Below are 15,989 nucleotides of genomic sequence, written 5' to 3' on the forward strand. Positions count from 1 at the left end.
GGCATTGTAGCATTTCAATTCTTCGAATCAGAATGCTGCGCTTCCGGTTTCAGCAGGTATTTTGAAGAATGGCGTTGGAACTCCTGCATGCAGGTCTCGGAACAGAACAACCATTTGTGCCCGTCTTTCTCCAATACAAAATCGCTGTCTTCAGCGCTCACGGGCATGCCGCAGACGGGATCGCGGGTCCCGGACCGCACCCCGTGGTGCAGGAACTTCAAAAAGGCGGACGTCAGATCCGGGTCGAACTGTTTTCCAGCTTGCGCCTGCAAAGCGGAAATGATTTCCATGATCGACATGGGAGCCCGGTATTCGCGGCCGTGGAGCATGGCATCATAACTGTCGGCCAGGGCTATGATGCGCGAACCGAGCGGAATGCAGTCCCCGGCCAGGCCGTCGGGATACCCGGTTCCATCGTAGCGTTCGTGATGATGCAGGATGATGTTCCGTATGGACTCAAAACCCCTCAGCGTTTTCAGGGCTTCGGCGCCCAACCGGGGATGGACTTTGACTTCCGTGTATTCTTCATCCTGCAAGGACCCGGCTTTTTTCAGGATGGCGTCGGGGAGGCCGATTTTACCGATGTCATGCAGTTCCGCGGCGGTGGCGTGTTCTTCGCACGCTTCCAGCGGCAGGCCCAGGAAATTGGAAAACTCAAAAGTCAGGTCGCGGACGTTGCGCGAATGGCCCTCCGTGTAGGGGTCCTTCATGTCTATCAAGGAAGCCAGAACCACCTTGATACCCATCAACCGCTCGATTTTTTCCTGCTGACGGTTCAGCTCGTTCCGGTATTTTCTCTCGAGAGCAACGAAGGCAACAACGATGATGATCAGAACGCCCAATGGCAGGAGCCGCGGGTGGGGGTTGGCGAACTCGGCCTGGAACAGCGCGATTCCAATGAGCGTGATCACAACGGTAAAGCCGATGACGGCTGTTCGGGATAGAGACGAAGGAGGAGGCATGCTCTTTCATCCTTCCTGTGTTGTTCCCGGTGATTGGACTTTCCAAAACGGAAAAGGGGGTTGCAACCGTTCGCGCTCGGCTCAACCCCCTTAAATAAAACTGTAACGGAAGATCACGCTCACTCCAACCCTCTCCCATCACGGGAGAGGGGGGGGGCGGGGGAAAGAGCGGAGAGGGAGGGATTCGAACCCTCGGTAAGGTTTTAGCCCTACACACACTTAGCAGGCGTGCGCCTTCAGCCAACTCGGCCACCTCTCCTTGTATTCGTTTTTTCTTTTTCAAGATTTCCCGGCACCGCACCGCCGGGCTGTAACTTCTTTCTTTTTTCAAACGGGTCGCCCGCCCGCTATATCTGGCGGAGGGAGTAGGATTCGAACCCACGGACCTTTCGGTCAACGGTTTTCAAGACCGCCGCCTTAAACCACTCGGCCATCCCTCCAAACATTCGGTGTCCCCCTCGGTGCCCTCAATGTACCCAAGTCCGGCCCAAACTGCAAGAAGTCATGGCCATGCAACCCGTCCGGTCCCGCATCCCGCTCCGCAAACGCGAAACCCTACCAGATTCAGCCGGGTTTGCCAATCACTTCCAGACCGTGCATGTAGGGACGGAGCGCCTCGGGCACGGCCACGGTGCCGTCGGCCTGCTGATAGTTTTCGAGGATGGCGACGAAGAGGCGTCCCGCCGCCACGCCGGAACCGTTCAGCGTGTGCACCAGCTGGTTGCCGCCGTCCTTGCTTTTGAAGCGGATCTTCGCCCGCCGGGCCTGGTAGTCGGTGAAATTACTGCACGACGAAATCTCGCGGAACGTGTCCTGCGTCGGCAACCACACTTCCAGATCGTACGTCTTGGCGGCGGAAAAACCGAGATCGCCCGTGCACAGGTTCATCACGCGGTAGTGCAGGCCGAGCTTCTGCAAAATCGACTCCGCATGCGTGAGCAGTTTTTCCAGCTCGTCCCACGAGCGGTCCGGATGCGCGAACTGCACCAGCTCCACCTTGTCGAACTGGTGCTGGCGGATGATGCCGTGCGTGTCCTTGCCATAAGACCCCGCCTCGCGCCGGAAACACAGGGTGTAAGCGGTGTATTTGATCGGCAGTTCCTCTTCCTTCAGGATCTCGTCGCGGTGATAGTTGGTGACCGGCACCTCGGCGGTCGGGATCAGGTAATAATCGTCCTCCAGGCGGAACAGGTCTTCCTTGAACTTGGGCAGTTGTCCGGTGCCTTCCAGGCTTTCCTCGTTGACCAGCACCGGCGGATACAGCTCGGTGTAGCCGTTCTCGCGCGTCTGCACATCGAGCATGAAGTTGATGAGCGCACGCAGGAGTTGCGCCCCCTGGTCGCGGAACACGGCGAAGCGCGCGCCGGAAATTTTGGCGGCGCGTTTGACGTCGAGCAAGCCCAGCGCCTCGCCCACTTCCAGATGCGTCTTCGGCTTGAAGTCGAACTGCGGTTTGGTTCCCCACTCGCGCACGAATTCGTTTTGCGTTTCGTCCTTGCCAACGGGGGTGGTGTCGCTGGGTGCGTTGGGGATGGCGAGCAGGGTGTCCCGCACCTGTTGTTCCAGATGCTCCGCCTGGTCGTCGAGTTCCTTGATGCGGGCGTTGATCTCTTTCACCTCGTCCATCAGCGCGGTGGCGTCTTCGCCTTTTTTCTTGAGTTGACCGACCTCGTTCGACAGGGTTTTCTTTTTGTTTTTGAGTTGGTCGGCTTCTTTTTGTTTGTCGCGCCTCTCGGCATCGAACTGGGCGAGGCGGTCGAGTCCGTCCGCAAACGCGCTTCCGCGCTGGGCCAGCCGGGCGCGCAGGCTCTCGGCGTCTTCGCGAATGAGTTTGATATCGAGCATGAACGTTCCTAATCTTTTCTGCGGCTTCGGTGAATCTTACGCTTGGAGCGGCCGCCTTTTTTGATGCGTTGCTCCAGACCTTCCAGTTTCATTTTGATCAACGCCGGGTAGCGGTAGTTGCCTTCCAGCGCCTGGAAGCGCTCGTACGCCTGATCGAGCTGGCCTTCTTCCTCCAGGCACGAGGCCATGATGAATTCCATGTCGCCTTCGAAATCACTGCGCGGAAACGCATTTTGAAATGCGGTGTAGCGGGTTCGCGCTTCATCGCATTTCTTCAGCGAAAACAGGATTTCCATCATACGGAAATACGCGCGTTCCGCCCAATCGGATTTCGGGTAATTCTCGAGCAGGATTTCCAGCTCCATCAGCGCCTGGTCGTAATTGTGCTTTTTGAAAAAGATCGACGCAATGCGGAACTGGTGCTCGGCGTTTTCCTCCGGCCGTTCGTTGAGGTTGATCAGGTTCTGGTACTCGATGATCGCCTGGTCGAGGTCCTTGATATTGAGTTCCACGATCTCCGCAATGTACTTGCGCGAGTCGTAGGCGAACGGTCCTTTCGGGTTGCGTTTGGCCACGTCCTGAAAAAAGCCGAGAGCTTTTTCGTAGTCGTCGAGGTCGAAGTAATAGATTTCGCCCAGGCGGAACAGGGCTTCCTGCGCGACGGGGCCTTTGGGCGAGATTTCGAGGACGGCACGGAACAGTTCGACGGCGCTGTGGCTGTGGCCGTCGATCCACCGGTCGTGCGCCTTCTCCAGCAGTCGGCGCGGTTCGGGGTCCGGCTGGCAGGCGCCTATGAACACCAGCACCACAAGCCAAACCAGAAATTTGAACTGGAATGCAATTCGATAATCCAACACGATCCGCCTTAATTGGGTTCCGGTCACAGGATGATGTTTACAGAGATGTCATCATCGGTGGTCCAGGTCGCCGGCGTGAAAGGCCGGCCGGCTCCTTTACAGGGAGGGGAAACAGGCTGATGCGTTTCCGGGCGAACGATAGTCAACGGGCGCGTTCCAGATATCCCCTTGTCCCTTCCGGCCGTGGGCCGGTCAGTCCTCGAGTTTTTCAAATCCCACGATCTGCGTGCCCTCTTCCATGCGCACCAGCCGCACGCCCTGCGTGTTGCGTCCCATGACGGAGATTTCGCTGACTTCCATGCGGACGATGTTGCCGCGCGAGGTGACCACCAGCAGTTCGTCGTCGTCCTGCACCTGCTCGACGCCGACGAGGTGGCCGGTTTTTTCGTTGCAACGGAGAGTGATGACGCCGCGGCCGCCGCGGCCCTGCACGGGGTAATCGTCGATCGGCGTGCGTTTGCCCAGCCCGTTTTCGGTCACCGCCAGCAGGTGCTTGCCCGGCTCCACAATCTCCGCGCCCACCACCCAGTCGCCGTCCTTGAAGCGGATGCCCGTTACACCCCGGCCGGTACGGCCGATGGGACGCACGTCCTTTTCATCGAAACGGATAGCCATGCCGGAACGCGTGGCCATCAGCACGTGCTGGTTGCCGTCGCTGATGAGCGCGGTGATGACGCGGTCGCCTTCGTCCAGCGTGAGGCCGATGATGCCGCCCTGCCTGGGCCGGCTGTAGGCTTCCATCGACGTCTTCTTCACGATACCGCGTTCGGTGACGCAGGTGATGAACTTGTCGGCCTCGAAGGTGTCCACGCTCAGGATGCTGGCAATCTTCTCGTCCGGTTGCAGTTGGATGAGGTTGGCAATGGACTTGCCTTTGGCGATGCGGCTCGCTTCCGGTATGTGATACACCTTGAGCCAGTGCACGCGGCCGAGGTTGGTGAACACCAGCAGGTAATCGAGGTTCGACGCCACGAACACCTGGTGCACCACGTCTTCCTCGTTGACCGCCATGCCCTTGATACCCTTGCCGCCGCGTTTCTGCGCGCGGTAGTTGTCGATCAACTGCCGCTTGATGTAGCCGCCACGCGAGTAGGTGACCACCACATCCTCGTCGGCGATGAGGTCCTCGATGTCGATGTCCGCCTCGTCCGTCACCACGATCTCCGTCCGGCGCTCGTCGCCGTACTTGTCGCGGATGCGGACCAGCTCCTGCTTGATGATGTCGAGCTTCACGTCCTCGTGGGCGAGGATGTTTTCGTATTCGGCGATTTCCTTGCGCACGGCTTCGAGGTCGTCCACGATCTTCTGCCGCTCGAGCCCGGTGAGGCGTTGCAGGCGCATCTCCAGGATGGCCTTGGCCTGCGCTTCCGACAGACCGAACTGCGTCATCAACCCGTCGCGCGCGCTGGCGGGGTCGGCCGCCTGCCGGATGAGCTGAACCACTTCATCGAGGTGGTCGAGGGCGATCTTGAGACCCTCTAAAATGTGTTCGCGCTCGCGCGCTTTTTTGAGGTCGTATTCCGTGCGGCGGGTGATGACCTCGCGGCGGAACAGCACGAACTGTTCGAGCGCGTCCTTGAGGTCCAAGAGGCGCGGTTCGCGTCCCACCAGCGCCAGCAGGTTGATGCCGAAGGTCTCCTGCAACTGCGTGTTCTTGTACAGGGTGTTGAGGATGACCTGGCTGTTGGCGCCTTTTTTGAGTTCGAGCACCACACGGATGCCCTCGCGGTCCGATTCATCGCGCAGGTCGCTGATGCCCTCCAGTTTCTTGTCGCGCACCAGTTGTGCGATCTTCTCCACGAGGCGCGCCTTGTTCACCTGGAACGGCAGTTCGCGGATGATGATCCATTCGCGGTCGCCCTTCGGGCTTTCTTCGATCTCCACCCGGCCGCGCACCTTGATCTGCCCGCGTCCCGTGTGGTAGGCGGCGCGGATGCCGGCGGTGCCGTGGATCAACCCCGCCGTCGGGAAATCCGGCCCCGGCACGATCTTGATGAGGTCGTCGATGCTGCACCCCGGGTTTTCGATGAGATGGATGGCGGCGTTGACGATTTCCTTCAGGTTGTGCGGCGGAATATTGGTGGCCATGCCGACGGCGATGCCCGACGAACCGTTGACCAGCAAATGCGGAAACGCCGCCGGAAGCACCGTGGGTTCGGTGGTCGATTCGTCGTAGTTGGCGACGAACTGCACCGTGTCCTTTTCGAGATCGTTGAGCAACTCCTGCGTGATCTCGCGCATGCGGATTTCCGTGTAGCGCATCGCCGCGGCGGAGTCGCCGTCCACCGAGCCGAAGTTGCCCTGCCCATCCACCAGAGGGTAACGCAGAGCGAAAGGCTGCGCCATGCGCACGATGGTGTCGTACACCGCCATCTCGCCGTGCGGATGGTATTTACCGATGACGTCACCGACGATGCGCGCCGACTTGCGGTAGGGCCGGTTGAACACATTGCCCTGGTCGTGCATGGCATACAGCGAGCGCCGGTGTACGGGTTTCAGGCCGTCGCGGATGTCCGGCAGGGCGCGTCCAATGATGACGCTCATCGCGTAATCGAGATACGCACTCCGCATCTCGTCTTCGATATTGATCAGCTCTACGGTCTGGCCCATGTTTTGTGTCTTTGGTTAAGGTCGTTGTGTGTTCTGCGTGGCGGCCGGTTCAAATATCCAGGTTCTTGGCATCCATGGCATGCTTGTGGATGAACTCGCGGCGAGGCTCGACGGCGTCGCCCATCAAGGTCGAGAACAGTTCCTCGAGCTCGACGAAATCCTCGGCGCGCACCTGCAACAGCACCCGCGATTCCGGATTCATGGTGGTTTCCCACAACTGGTCCGGGTTCATCTCTCCCAGTCCTTTATAGCGCTGGATGTACATGCCGCCCTTGCCTGCCTCCATGATGGCGTCCAGCAGCTCGTGCTTGTTGGGCAGTTGGCGCGACTCGCTTTTGTAATTCAACGTGAACGGCGGCCGGTCGAGCGCCCGGATCGGCTCGTAATACGAATACAGCTTTTTGATGAGCGGCGATTTAACGAACTCTGCGTTGAACTGCACGCCGAATTCCCGTCCCCAGCGGCGGCCGGAAAACAGGAATTGGTAAAAATTCTTTTCCGGATCGTAGTCGATAGTGATGTAAAAATCCTTGATCGACGTCGTCACCTGGATCCATTGCTGGCCGTGTTCGGTTTTCGAACGGTAGGTGCTGCCCTCCGGCTCATCGAACTCGATACCGAATTTTTTGAACTCCGCCGCTTCCTCTGCGCCCAGCATCTCGCCGTTTTTGAGGACGATAGGCACGTTTTTGAGACCCTCGCCCAATTCGAACCGCTGGCGGCAGTCGGCATTGATCAACCACTGCATGATGTCCTCGATGGTCTTCAGCATGGTGCCCAGCGTGCGGAAGGTATTCTCATCCATGGCCTGCCGCACCAGCGCGTCCAGGACCTCCGCCGGAATATTGTTTTTCGAGATCATGTCCGTGCATTCGCGGTACTGGATGAGCTGGTTGACGATGCGCACCAGCTCCGGCCCGGAATAGGCGTTGCCGTTGTCGGCAATGTGCAGTTCCTGGTTTTCACTGCCCTGTTCCACCAGGTACTGCGACAGGATTTTCTCGTCCTTGATGTAGGTCTCCGATTTGCCGCGCTTGATTTTGAACAGTGGCGGCTGGGCGATATACAGGTAACCGCGCTGGATGACCTCCGGCATCTGCCGGAAGAAAAACGTGAGCAGAAGCGTGCGGATGTGCGAGCCGTCCACGTCCGCGTCGGTCATGATGATGATCTTGTGATAGCGGATCTTGTCGACGTTCAAGTCTTCCTTACCGATACCGGTGCCAAGGGCGGTGATGAGAGCGCGGATTTCGTCACTGCTGATCATTTTGTCGTAACGCGCTTTTTCGACGTTCAGAATTTTTCCCTTGAGCGGCAGGATGGCCTGGAACTTGCGGTTGCGGCCCTGCTTGGCGGAACCGCCTGCGGAATCACCCTCAACGATATACAGTTCGGATTCCGCCGGATCTTTCTCCGAGCAGTCGGCGAGCTTGCCGGGCAGGGAACTGATTTCCAGCGCACTCTTACGGCGGACCAGGTCCTTGGCTTTTTTGGCCGCCTCGCGCGCCTGAGCGGCGCTGATGGCCTTTCCTACGATGGCCCGGGCCACGGCGGGCTCTTCCTCGAAGATCTGCCCCAGCTTTTCGTTGACGATTTGCTCTACCTGGCCCTTGACGTCGCTGTTGCCCAGGCGGCCCTTGGTCTGCCCCTCGAACTGCGGATCCGGGATCTTGACGCTGATCACCGCCACCAGTCCTTCGCGCACATCCTCGCCGGTCAGGCTGACGCCGGCGTTTTTAAGCAGATTGTTCTGCGTGGCGTAGCTGTTGACGGTGCGGGTGAGGGCGGAGCGGAATCCGCTCAGGTGCGTGCCGCCGTCTTTGGTATTGACGTTGTTGACAAAGGTGAACAGCTCTTCCGCGTAACTGTCGTTGTATTGCAAAGCCAGCTCCAGATACATATCGTCGCGTTCGCGCTCGATGTATATCGGTTTCGGATGCAAGGTCTTTTTGCTTTTATTCAGATGGTCGATGAACGACTGGATGCCGCCTTCAAAAAAGAAATTATGACTGCGTCCATCGCGCTCGTCATGGATCTTGATGCGCAGGCCTTTATTCAGGTAGGACAGCTCGCGCAGGCGGTTGGACAAGATGTCGAAACTGAAGTTGGTGTCGGGGAAGATTTCCGGATCCGGCCTGAAATCGATCTTGGTGCCGGTGGTGGTGGTTTTGCCCACTTCCTCCAGCGGGGACACAGGCTTGCCGCGCTCGTATTTCTGCTGGTACAGCTTGTTGTCGCGCTTGATTTCCAATTCCAGCGTTTCCGCCAGTGCGTTGACGACGGAGACGCCGACGCCGTGCAGGCCTGCCGACACCTTGTACGTGTCCTTGTCGAACTTGCCACCGGCGTGCAGGGTGGTCATCACCACCTCGGCGGCGGACATGTTTTTGCCCTTGTGATGATCAACCGGGATGCCGCGGCCGTTGTCGGAAACGGTCACGCTGTCATCCACGTGCAGGTGGACTTCGATCTCCGTGCAGTATCCGGCGATGGATTCATCCACGCTGTTATCCACCAGCTCATAGATCAGGTGGTGCAGTCCATCCTGGCCGGTGCCGCCGATGTACATGGCGGGACGTTTGCGAACGGCTTCCAGACCTTCGAGGACCTTGATATTGGACGAGTCGTAAACAGCCTTTTGCGGTGTTTCCATCAGTTCCAGATCAGAGAAAAATTAAAATAACAAGATAGTTGTAGTAGTAGGCGTTGTGGGAATGTGGAAAATCAGTCTAACTTAATGAATTTTAAGGAATAAACGGTTGAAAAACAGTTGTGCCGAACGTCGCGAAAACGTTGCGGGTGGGGACAACTTCGTACCTTATATAATTATACCTGATTAGGGACGGTTTGGGGGACAATTTTTACCCCGGTTTTCCACAAATTTTTAAGGGGTTGCTCAGCTTTCGAGGATGTTCAGAATCTGCTGGATGGACCCGGTCAACTCATTGTTTTCCTTGATGAGGCCGGAGATCTTGCGGTGCGAGAAGATGACCGTGGTGTGGTCTTTTCCACCAAACTGCTTGCCGATCTCGGGAAGCGATGCCTGGGTGTACTCCCGGCAGATGTACATGGCAATCTGGCGGGGGATGGAGATGTCCCGGGACCGCTTCTTGGATTTGAGGTCGGAGACCTTGATATTAAAGTATTGAGCCGCGACTTTCTGGATGTTGGCGATGGAAAAATGCTTGTTCTTATCCACCGTGAAGTCTTTCAGCACTTCTTTCGCCAGGTCCAGATCGATGTCGCGCCGCGTGAACGAAGAGTAGGCAATCACGCGCAGGAGGATGCCCTCCAGCTCGCGGATGTTGGACTTGATGTTGTTGGCGAGAAACATGGCGACGTCCTGCGAGATGTTCTTTTCGTGGAAGTCGGCCTTCTTGTAGAGGATCGCCATTTTGGTCTCGAGGTCCGGCGGCATGATGTCGGCGATGAGTCCGCTTTCGAAGCGCGACCGCAGACGCTCTTCGATATTCTTCATGTCCTTGGGATAGCGGTCGCTCGAGACGACGATCTGCTTGTGATACTCGTACAGCGAATTGAACGTGTAGAAAAATTCTTCCTGCGTGCGTTCCTTGCCGGCGATGAACTGGATGTCGTCCACCAACAGCACGTCGAGCGGACGGTATTTTTCTCGGAACGCGGCCATCTTGTCGCGCTTGATGGATTCGATCAGGTCGACGGTGAAGCGCTCCGCGGAAATGTAGCGCACGCTCAGGTTTGGGTTTTGCTCGGAAATCTGGTTGCCGATGGCATGGAGCAAATGCGTTTTGCCCAAACCCACCGCTCCATACAGGAACAACGGGTTGTAGGTGTACGCCGGTTTCTGCGCCACGGCCTGGCAGGCGGCGTGCGCGAACTGGTTGTTGGGCCCGATGACGAAACGGTCGAACGTGTATTTCGGATTCAGAAAACTATCCACGCGCGGCCCTTCACCCACTTCCACACGCGGCGCGGCGGGGGCCTTCATTTCCGCTTCAGACGGGGCCGAAACGGGATGGTGCCCGTTTCCGTTGCCATTGCCGTTCGGCGGCACTTCAATGCCTGAAATTGCGCCGTTTACCTGAAAACACACTTCGAGTTTCTTGTTCGCAATATGTTCCAGCGTTTCGTGAATCAACTCAAGGTAGTTTTCTCTGAGGCACCGTTCAAAAAAACGATTGGGAACCACCAGGGTGAGTGTGTTTTCGTTTCTAGCGCAGGGATAAAGCGGGGTGAACCACGTGTTGAAGTTTTCAGGAAGAATTTTTTGTTCGATGTGATCGAGACAATTCTTCCATAGAGCGTCCATAAACCCAGCCCCTTCTACTTGAGAAAAATCGTGAGGACGAAATAAAATGTGAGGAGAGAACGCGTTGAATATATAAAACAGCCTGAACCAATTCAACCACAAAAAATGAGCAGAACGTTCTTTCAATAATAAGTCTTGTAATAACAGGTTAATTGCCTGAATAAAAATTTGTTACTCACATATTTTCCACACCCGTTCATTTTGTGGAAAACATTCCCCTCCCTTTTTAAAAATAAAACCCCTTTAAAAACATGAGCTTATGGGGACCACCCCTTGCGCCGGACGCTGTTAGTAGAAACCGGTCGCAACGGCTGGACGCAGGCGGACGCGCGATCACGAGGATCCCGTCGACAGCCCGGGCCATTCGCCGGTGTTCGTCTCACCCGTCTTGCCGCGCACAAGACGCCCACCTGCCCGGACACGGAACGGACCGGCGATCCCGGTCCGTTCCTCCTGCCTCATTAATATTGTTTTTCATTTTTTAATTTAAGGGAGACAACATGAACTGGTTGCGAGGAAAAAAAACCTACCTGGTCTCGGCGATGATGGTCGCCATTTCGATACTCAATCTCATTACCGGTGATGCGTCGCTGAGCGAGCTGGTTTCCAGTCCGCACTTCAACACCCTGCTGGAAGGCATCGGTCTCGGCACCCTGCGCGCCGGCGTGTCCAAAAACCTGTTGCGTTGAAACGGAAATTCTAAAAATGAATTTGCTTCCTTTCGCTTTTATTGTATTCGCCTGGGTTTTGCTTCTTCCAACGTGGGCCACCGGGGAACCGCCGCACCCCTCCCCACAACGCGTTCGCCTGCCGTCTGCGTTGTGGCACCTGAACGCCGCCGGACAACTGGTGTTGCGTTACGATCCGTTCGGCGATCGCACGTTCCCCGTGCAGCGCGTGCACACGGTGGTGCTGACCGATCGCGCACCGAAGTTGTGCGGCGACCCCGACGGCACCGGCCGCCACACCTGGTTTTTCACCGACGCGATGCTGATCGAGACGACGCCCTGGTCCGCCCCGCCTGACGACAAGCCGGCCTCCATCAACGCCAAACCCGTCCCACCGGATCGATGACCATGACGTTTCTACAAATCCTCACGCCCTACATCACGCTCGCGCTCACGGTGGGCATCTGGGTGGTGGGCTGGTTGACGAAAAAACTCATCGCGGACAATGACCGGCACTTCCTCGAGGTCAAAACCGAACTGAAGGCCAAGATCGACGAGCAGGGCGGCGAACTGGAAAAACGCATCGACAAACTGGAACGCGACCTGGAACTGCTGGAACGTTCGCGTCTGGCCGATCACAAGTACCTGTACGAGCAGTTCGTGCACAAGGACGGCTTTCACCGTACCGTCGGCCGCACGGAAAGCGCCATCGGCAGGATCTTCAAACAGCTCAACGAACTCAACCGAGTGGTGAACCGCACCATCGGCGCGGCGGAAAGCCATCATGACTGACGCCCGGCCCGATCCCGCCCTGCTGATTCTATTGGAAGAGGTGGGGGCGCTCCGGCAGTCGATCCAGGACATCCTGCGGCACGCGCCGGAGGAGGTGCAGCTGCACCGCATCCACGGCATGTACGTCGGCCACATTCTCGACATCCGCAAGACGCTCATGCAGGAACAGTCGGCGGACCGGGAGGCGTTGCTGATCGACGCGCTCCGCGCCGTGGTGCGGTTTCTGCTGGAACGCGGGGAGGAGGAGATGGCGCAGTTCGTCGGCGACCGATGCGGAATTTGATGCCGATGCGATGGACGAAACCGACAACCACCTCAGGCCGACGTCGCCGGAAATCCTGGAGACGCTGGTCAACACCGGTTTGTGGGATGCGCCGGTGGGCGGGTATCAGCCGCGGCCGGAATTTCAACATTTGAAAGCGGCGCCCATCGATCTCAACGATGCGGCGCTCACCGACAAGCAACTGACCGCCGTGTGCCTGGTGTTCTACGGCGGGCTCAAGAAGAAAAAAGCGGCACAGGTGATGCGCATCTCCAGCCAGGCGCTCACCGACCACATCAAAGCCGCCCTCAAAAAAATCGAGGAACGCATTCGCTGAGGGTCAGGGGGTGACCTCCGGCGAGGGCGTGGCGGTGAGGCCGATGAAGAGGATGATCGCACCCAGCACGGTGAACAGGGTGAAGTAGGTCCAGAAAAAAATGGGACTGCGTTTGCGTTGCAGGGTGGTGCCTGCGCCGATCATGTAGCCGGTCAGAATCCCAAGCATCGGCGGCACCAGAAACGCCAGCCCCAGAGCGATGATCGGCCCGATCATGTTCTGCGACACCAGCACCACGAGCAGAACGATGAGCACGCCGAAAATGGTCAGGGTGAAGGTGTTCATACCAGACTCCTTGTTTTTTCCATTCTGCGCCCGTCCGGCCTCTTTTTCAACCTGCCCCCAATTTAAATTCGCATCACCCCGGAAACTCGTAAGGCACGGGGGAGGTGGGATCGGTCAGCTTTCCTTTCTGATGTTTTTCCAGCGCGGGGGAAGGCGGCTCCGTTTCCTTCACGAAAATTTTGGAAATGGGGTCCTGATAAATCTTCACCCAGCCGGGCTGGCTTTCCATTGCCTGGTGCGCCGCCTCGTGCCGTCCGGTCAACACAAATTCCGTGGGAAAGTCGGTGAGCAGTCGTTTTCCCTCCGGCCGGCCTGTGGCGAAGGCGGCGTTCAGGTCGATGACGCTCTGCGGGTAGGCGGTGCGGAAACGTCCGTCGATCGACACCTTCGCCTGCGGAAATTTCCAGATCCAGTACTCGCCCCAGTCGAAGGGCACCGCCGTGTTGCCGGAAAGATGATTGGTTTGCATGAACCGCGCGGCATAGGTGGGATAAACGCTGGGCTCGACCCAGATTTTGTAATTGTTGCCGGAGAACAACTGCCAGCGGTTGATCAGAAAGAAGATCATGAAGGTGAGCAAAACCCCCTGCGTCGTCCATTGAAAATGATTCGACAGCCTCACGTAATGCGGCCGCACATCCAACCTGGCCAGCACATGACCGTACTGCATGGAAAGATAAGGCAGGAGCAGGATGACCGCGAGCACGGTATGGCGCTGGTGTTTGAATCCGTAAACCAGAGCGACGGTCAATACGGCCAGTTCCCAAAACCGTTTTTTCGTCGGCAAAAACCAGCTCAGAACAAACAGCGTCGCTAGAATTTTGTAGTGGATGTAATCGGCGGTCCATAACGGCACCGGCATCCATTCGGTGATGACCCGTTCGCGTCCGAGCGATTCATAAAAAAACATCCACAGCTTGTAACTGTGGGGATGAATCAGCGCCGCGACGCAGGACAGGGCGAACGCTCCCGCCAGCAGGCGCGGCGCGCGTGTGCCGGACTTCCATCCGCGCACCACCTCAATGAACGTGATCAAGCCGAAAATGCCGAGACCCGCCACCACGCCGCCGTGGCTGTTCACCCAGCCGAGAAAGATCAAGGGCATCCAGCGGATCGCGTGGTGGTTGCCATCGAAAAACTTTTGAAGCACCACGACCATCCAGGTGAGGAACAGGAACGTCGCCAGGTGCGGGCGCGTCATGAACCCGGCGGACATCGCCGGGACCGCCAGCACAAACAGGCCCAGGTACACGGTGACGTTCCGCGAGCGGGCGAAGTGCTGTCCGGAGAGCAGGTGAATGATGTAGATGCCAAGAAACAGTTTGGCGAGGATGAGGCCGGTGGAGTCCGCCACGGCGTAGATGCCGTAAAAGATCACTTCCATCAACCATTCGTGATTGATCCAGCGGTAGCCTTCCGCCGTGTAAGAGTACGGATTGGTGTCGTGCACCGCGCCCTGCTCGACGATGGCCTTGCCGAAGTGGACGTGGCCCCACAGATCGGGATCGGCGCTGACCAGCGAGAACCACGCGATGGCCCACACGTAGATGAACGCGCGCGCCCAGGTGATGAGATGATCTTCACCTGCGGGACGGGTGGGAGCGGGCGCTTCGCCGGGAAGCGGCGCGGTGTTGCGCTGTTGGATGGGAATTGGATTCGGCAACGGCGGCTTTTCCGAAGTTGACGGATTCACTTTGACTGTTAACATTTTCAGGCAAGCGTGGGATAATTTCCAACAAAACTGACCGGAAACTTTTTTATTCAGACGGAGACGACCGTGAACATCCTCGTATGTGTCAAACAGGTGATCGACACCGGAGCGGCGATCGAAATCCAGAACGGCAAAGTGCAAACCGACGGTCTTCCGCGTGTGCTCAATCCTTACGACGAGTTCGCGGTGGAGGAGGCGGTGCGCATCAAGGAAGCTGACGGCGAAAGCACGGTGACTCTTATCAGCATGGGGCCGGAGAACTTCAAGGACACCCTGCGCAAGGGACTCGCCATGGGCGCGGACAAGGCGGTGCACCTGCTCGACCCGGCATTCGAGGGACTCGACTCTTTAGGTGTGGCGCAGGTGCTGGCGGCGGGCATCCGCACGCTCGACCACGACCTCATTCTGTGCGGCCGCCAGGCGGTGGACGACGACATGGCGCAGGTGGGCCCGTCACTCGCCGTGCTTCTTGGCCTGCCGTTCGTCTCCGTTATCACCAGGCTGAACATCGCCGACGACAGGAAAAGCGCCGAGGTGACGCGGCAGATCGAAGGCGGATCGGAAATCATCGAAACGCCGCTTCCGGCCGTGCTCACCTGTCAGAAAGGACTCAACGAACCGCGCCTGCCGTCACTCAAAGGCATCATGGCGGCGAAGAAAAAAGAAATCGCCGTGCTCGACGCGGCGGCAATCGGGTTCGATCCCGCCACGCAAGGTTCTGCGGCGAACCACATCACCCAGGTGGATCTGGCCAAACCGCCCGCGCGCAAAAAGGGCGTCATGCTGGAAGGCAGTCCACAGGAAATCAGCACCAGGCTGTTGGGCATCCTGCGCGACGAGATCAAAGTGGTTTGACTGAAGCCACTGCGCCAATTCTTCCTTTTTGGGGCCGAGGCCATGGACCCTTCCATTAAAAACAAACTTTCCCCACCTCCCGCCATACCCGCTTCCACCCGGCCCCACGCGAAACGCGAACTCATCACAAAAGCCGGCTGGGGGTTGCTGATTCTTTACCTGTTTTTGCTGACGCTGGGCGCGGTGGGCGAGTTGTTCGGGATCGAGGCGATTCTCAATCTGTCTTTATTTTTGCCGCCGGGAAAATTTTGAATCGAGTGTGTAATTACAAGTGAACGAAGTGCAGTCCGGGGGAGGCCCCAGCCTCCCCCTTCTTGCATGGAGGTTTGAAGTCTATGTAGAAGGAAAGTTCGCGGGAGCGAGAGGCAGAAGAGACCGAGGAGCAAGGGTCATTCCCGACTTCAGGGAATATGGCTTCCCGTGGGTCAGTTCCGGGAAGCAACCGAACCGTTCATTGTTTTGGCGTACGTGGAGACCGAAACCGGATTCGTGGTTCCCAGGAAGAGGAGGGCCAACA

The 15,989-nt window shown here is 57.8% G+C and carries 15 protein-coding genes and 2 tRNA genes; 7 read left to right on the top strand and 10 right to left on the bottom strand.

Annotated features, from left to right (window positions below; translation table 11 throughout):
* Window positions 1–14: 14 nt before the first annotated feature.
* The 8 genes from J2S31_RS00255 to dnaA all read right to left on the bottom strand — a co-directional run bounded on the left by J2S31_RS00255 (window position 15) and on the right by dnaA (window position 10,562).
* Window positions 15–962, bottom strand: a complete 948-nt coding sequence (locus J2S31_RS00255) for an HD domain-containing phosphohydrolase (RefSeq protein WP_237097034.1) — start codon at window positions 960–962, stop codon at window positions 15–17.
* A gap of 169 nt (window positions 963–1,131) precedes the next feature.
* Window positions 1,132–1,221, bottom strand: a tRNA-Ser gene (locus tag J2S31_RS00260).
* A 95-nt stretch (window positions 1,222–1,316) separates the two neighbouring features.
* Window positions 1,317–1,402, bottom strand: a tRNA-Ser gene (locus tag J2S31_RS00265).
* 124 nt (window positions 1,403–1,526) lie between these two features.
* Window positions 1,527–2,807, bottom strand: a complete 1,281-nt coding sequence (serS, locus tag J2S31_RS00270; protein WP_237097035.1) for a serine--tRNA ligase — start codon at window positions 2,805–2,807, stop codon at window positions 1,527–1,529.
* A gap of 8 nt (window positions 2,808–2,815) precedes the next feature.
* The gene (locus J2S31_RS00275; RefSeq protein ID WP_237097036.1) at window positions 2,816–3,664 is read right to left on the bottom strand and encodes an outer membrane protein assembly factor BamD; all 849 of its coding nucleotides are present in this window, start codon (window positions 3,662–3,664) and stop codon (window positions 2,816–2,818) included.
* Between the two features lie 192 nt (window positions 3,665–3,856).
* A complete protein-coding gene (gene gyrA / locus J2S31_RS00280; RefSeq protein WP_237097037.1) occupies window positions 3,857–6,274 on the bottom strand; it encodes a DNA gyrase subunit A in 2,418 nt (805 codons plus the stop codon).
* Between the two features lie 49 nt (window positions 6,275–6,323).
* Entirely contained in the window at window positions 6,324–8,927 is a 2,604-nt protein-coding gene (gene gyrB / locus J2S31_RS00285; protein ID WP_237097038.1) for a DNA topoisomerase (ATP-hydrolyzing) subunit B, read from the bottom strand.
* Window positions 8,928–9,170: 243 nt separating this feature from the next.
* A complete protein-coding gene (gene dnaA / locus J2S31_RS00290) occupies window positions 9,171–10,562 on the bottom strand; it encodes a chromosomal replication initiator protein DnaA (RefSeq protein ID WP_237097039.1) in 1,392 nt (463 codons plus the stop codon).
* A gap of 500 nt (window positions 10,563–11,062) precedes the next feature.
* On the opposite strand from dnaA, the gene J2S31_RS00295 reads away from it, so the two are divergent.
* Genes J2S31_RS00295 through J2S31_RS00315 form a run of 5 tightly spaced genes read left to right on the top strand, consistent with a single transcriptional unit; the run spans window position 11,063 to window position 12,621 of the window.
* Complete coding sequence (locus J2S31_RS00295; RefSeq protein WP_237097040.1) at window positions 11,063–11,251, top strand: hypothetical protein; 189 nt, start codon at window positions 11,063–11,065, stop codon at window positions 11,249–11,251.
* A 16-nt stretch (window positions 11,252–11,267) separates the two neighbouring features.
* Window positions 11,268–11,636 carry a hypothetical protein gene (locus J2S31_RS00300; protein ID WP_237097041.1) on the top strand — a complete coding sequence of 123 codons (369 nt, stop codon included), beginning with the start codon at window positions 11,268–11,270 and terminating at the stop codon, window positions 11,634–11,636.
* 2 nt (window positions 11,637–11,638) lie between these two features.
* Entirely contained in the window at window positions 11,639–12,022 is a 384-nt protein-coding gene (locus J2S31_RS00305) for a hypothetical protein (RefSeq protein WP_237097042.1), read from the top strand.
* Window positions 12,015–12,305, top strand: coding sequence for a hypothetical protein (locus J2S31_RS00310; protein WP_237097043.1), 291 nt, complete (start codon window positions 12,015–12,017; stop codon window positions 12,303–12,305). Before J2S31_RS00305 ends, J2S31_RS00310 begins: the two co-directional genes overlap by 8 nt.
* Before the next feature lie 10 nt (window positions 12,306–12,315).
* On the top strand, window positions 12,316–12,621 hold the full coding sequence (locus J2S31_RS00315) for a hypothetical protein (RefSeq protein WP_237097044.1): 306 nt from the start codon (window positions 12,316–12,318) through the stop codon (window positions 12,619–12,621).
* 3 nt (window positions 12,622–12,624) lie between these two features.
* On the opposite strand, the gene J2S31_RS00320 is transcribed toward J2S31_RS00315, so the two are convergent.
* Window positions 12,625–12,906, bottom strand: coding sequence for a hypothetical protein (locus tag J2S31_RS00320; RefSeq protein ID WP_237097045.1), 282 nt, complete (start codon window positions 12,904–12,906; stop codon window positions 12,625–12,627).
* A gap of 73 nt (window positions 12,907–12,979) precedes the next feature.
* Window positions 12,980–14,569 carry a hypothetical protein gene (locus J2S31_RS00325; RefSeq protein WP_237097046.1) on the bottom strand — a complete coding sequence of 530 codons (1,590 nt, stop codon included), beginning with the start codon at window positions 14,567–14,569 and terminating at the stop codon, window positions 12,980–12,982.
* A 114-nt stretch (window positions 14,570–14,683) separates the two neighbouring features.
* Here J2S31_RS00325 and J2S31_RS00330 point away from each other — a divergent pair, with 114 nt between their 5' ends.
* Both J2S31_RS00330 and J2S31_RS00335 read left to right on the top strand, forming a co-directional pair.
* A complete protein-coding gene (locus J2S31_RS00330) occupies window positions 14,684–15,472 on the top strand; it encodes an electron transfer flavoprotein subunit beta/FixA family protein (protein ID WP_237097047.1) in 789 nt (262 codons plus the stop codon).
* A 42-nt stretch (window positions 15,473–15,514) separates the two neighbouring features.
* Window positions 15,515–15,724 carry a hypothetical protein gene (locus J2S31_RS00335; protein WP_237097048.1) on the top strand — a complete coding sequence of 70 codons (210 nt, stop codon included), beginning with the start codon at window positions 15,515–15,517 and terminating at the stop codon, window positions 15,722–15,724.
* The last annotated feature ends 265 nt before the right edge of the window (window positions 15,725–15,989 follow it).

Origin of the sequence: Nitrospina gracilis Nb-211, assembly GCF_021845525.1 — a bacterium.
GTDB lineage: Bacteria > Nitrospinota > Nitrospinia > Nitrospinales > Nitrospinaceae > Nitrospina > Nitrospina gracilis_A.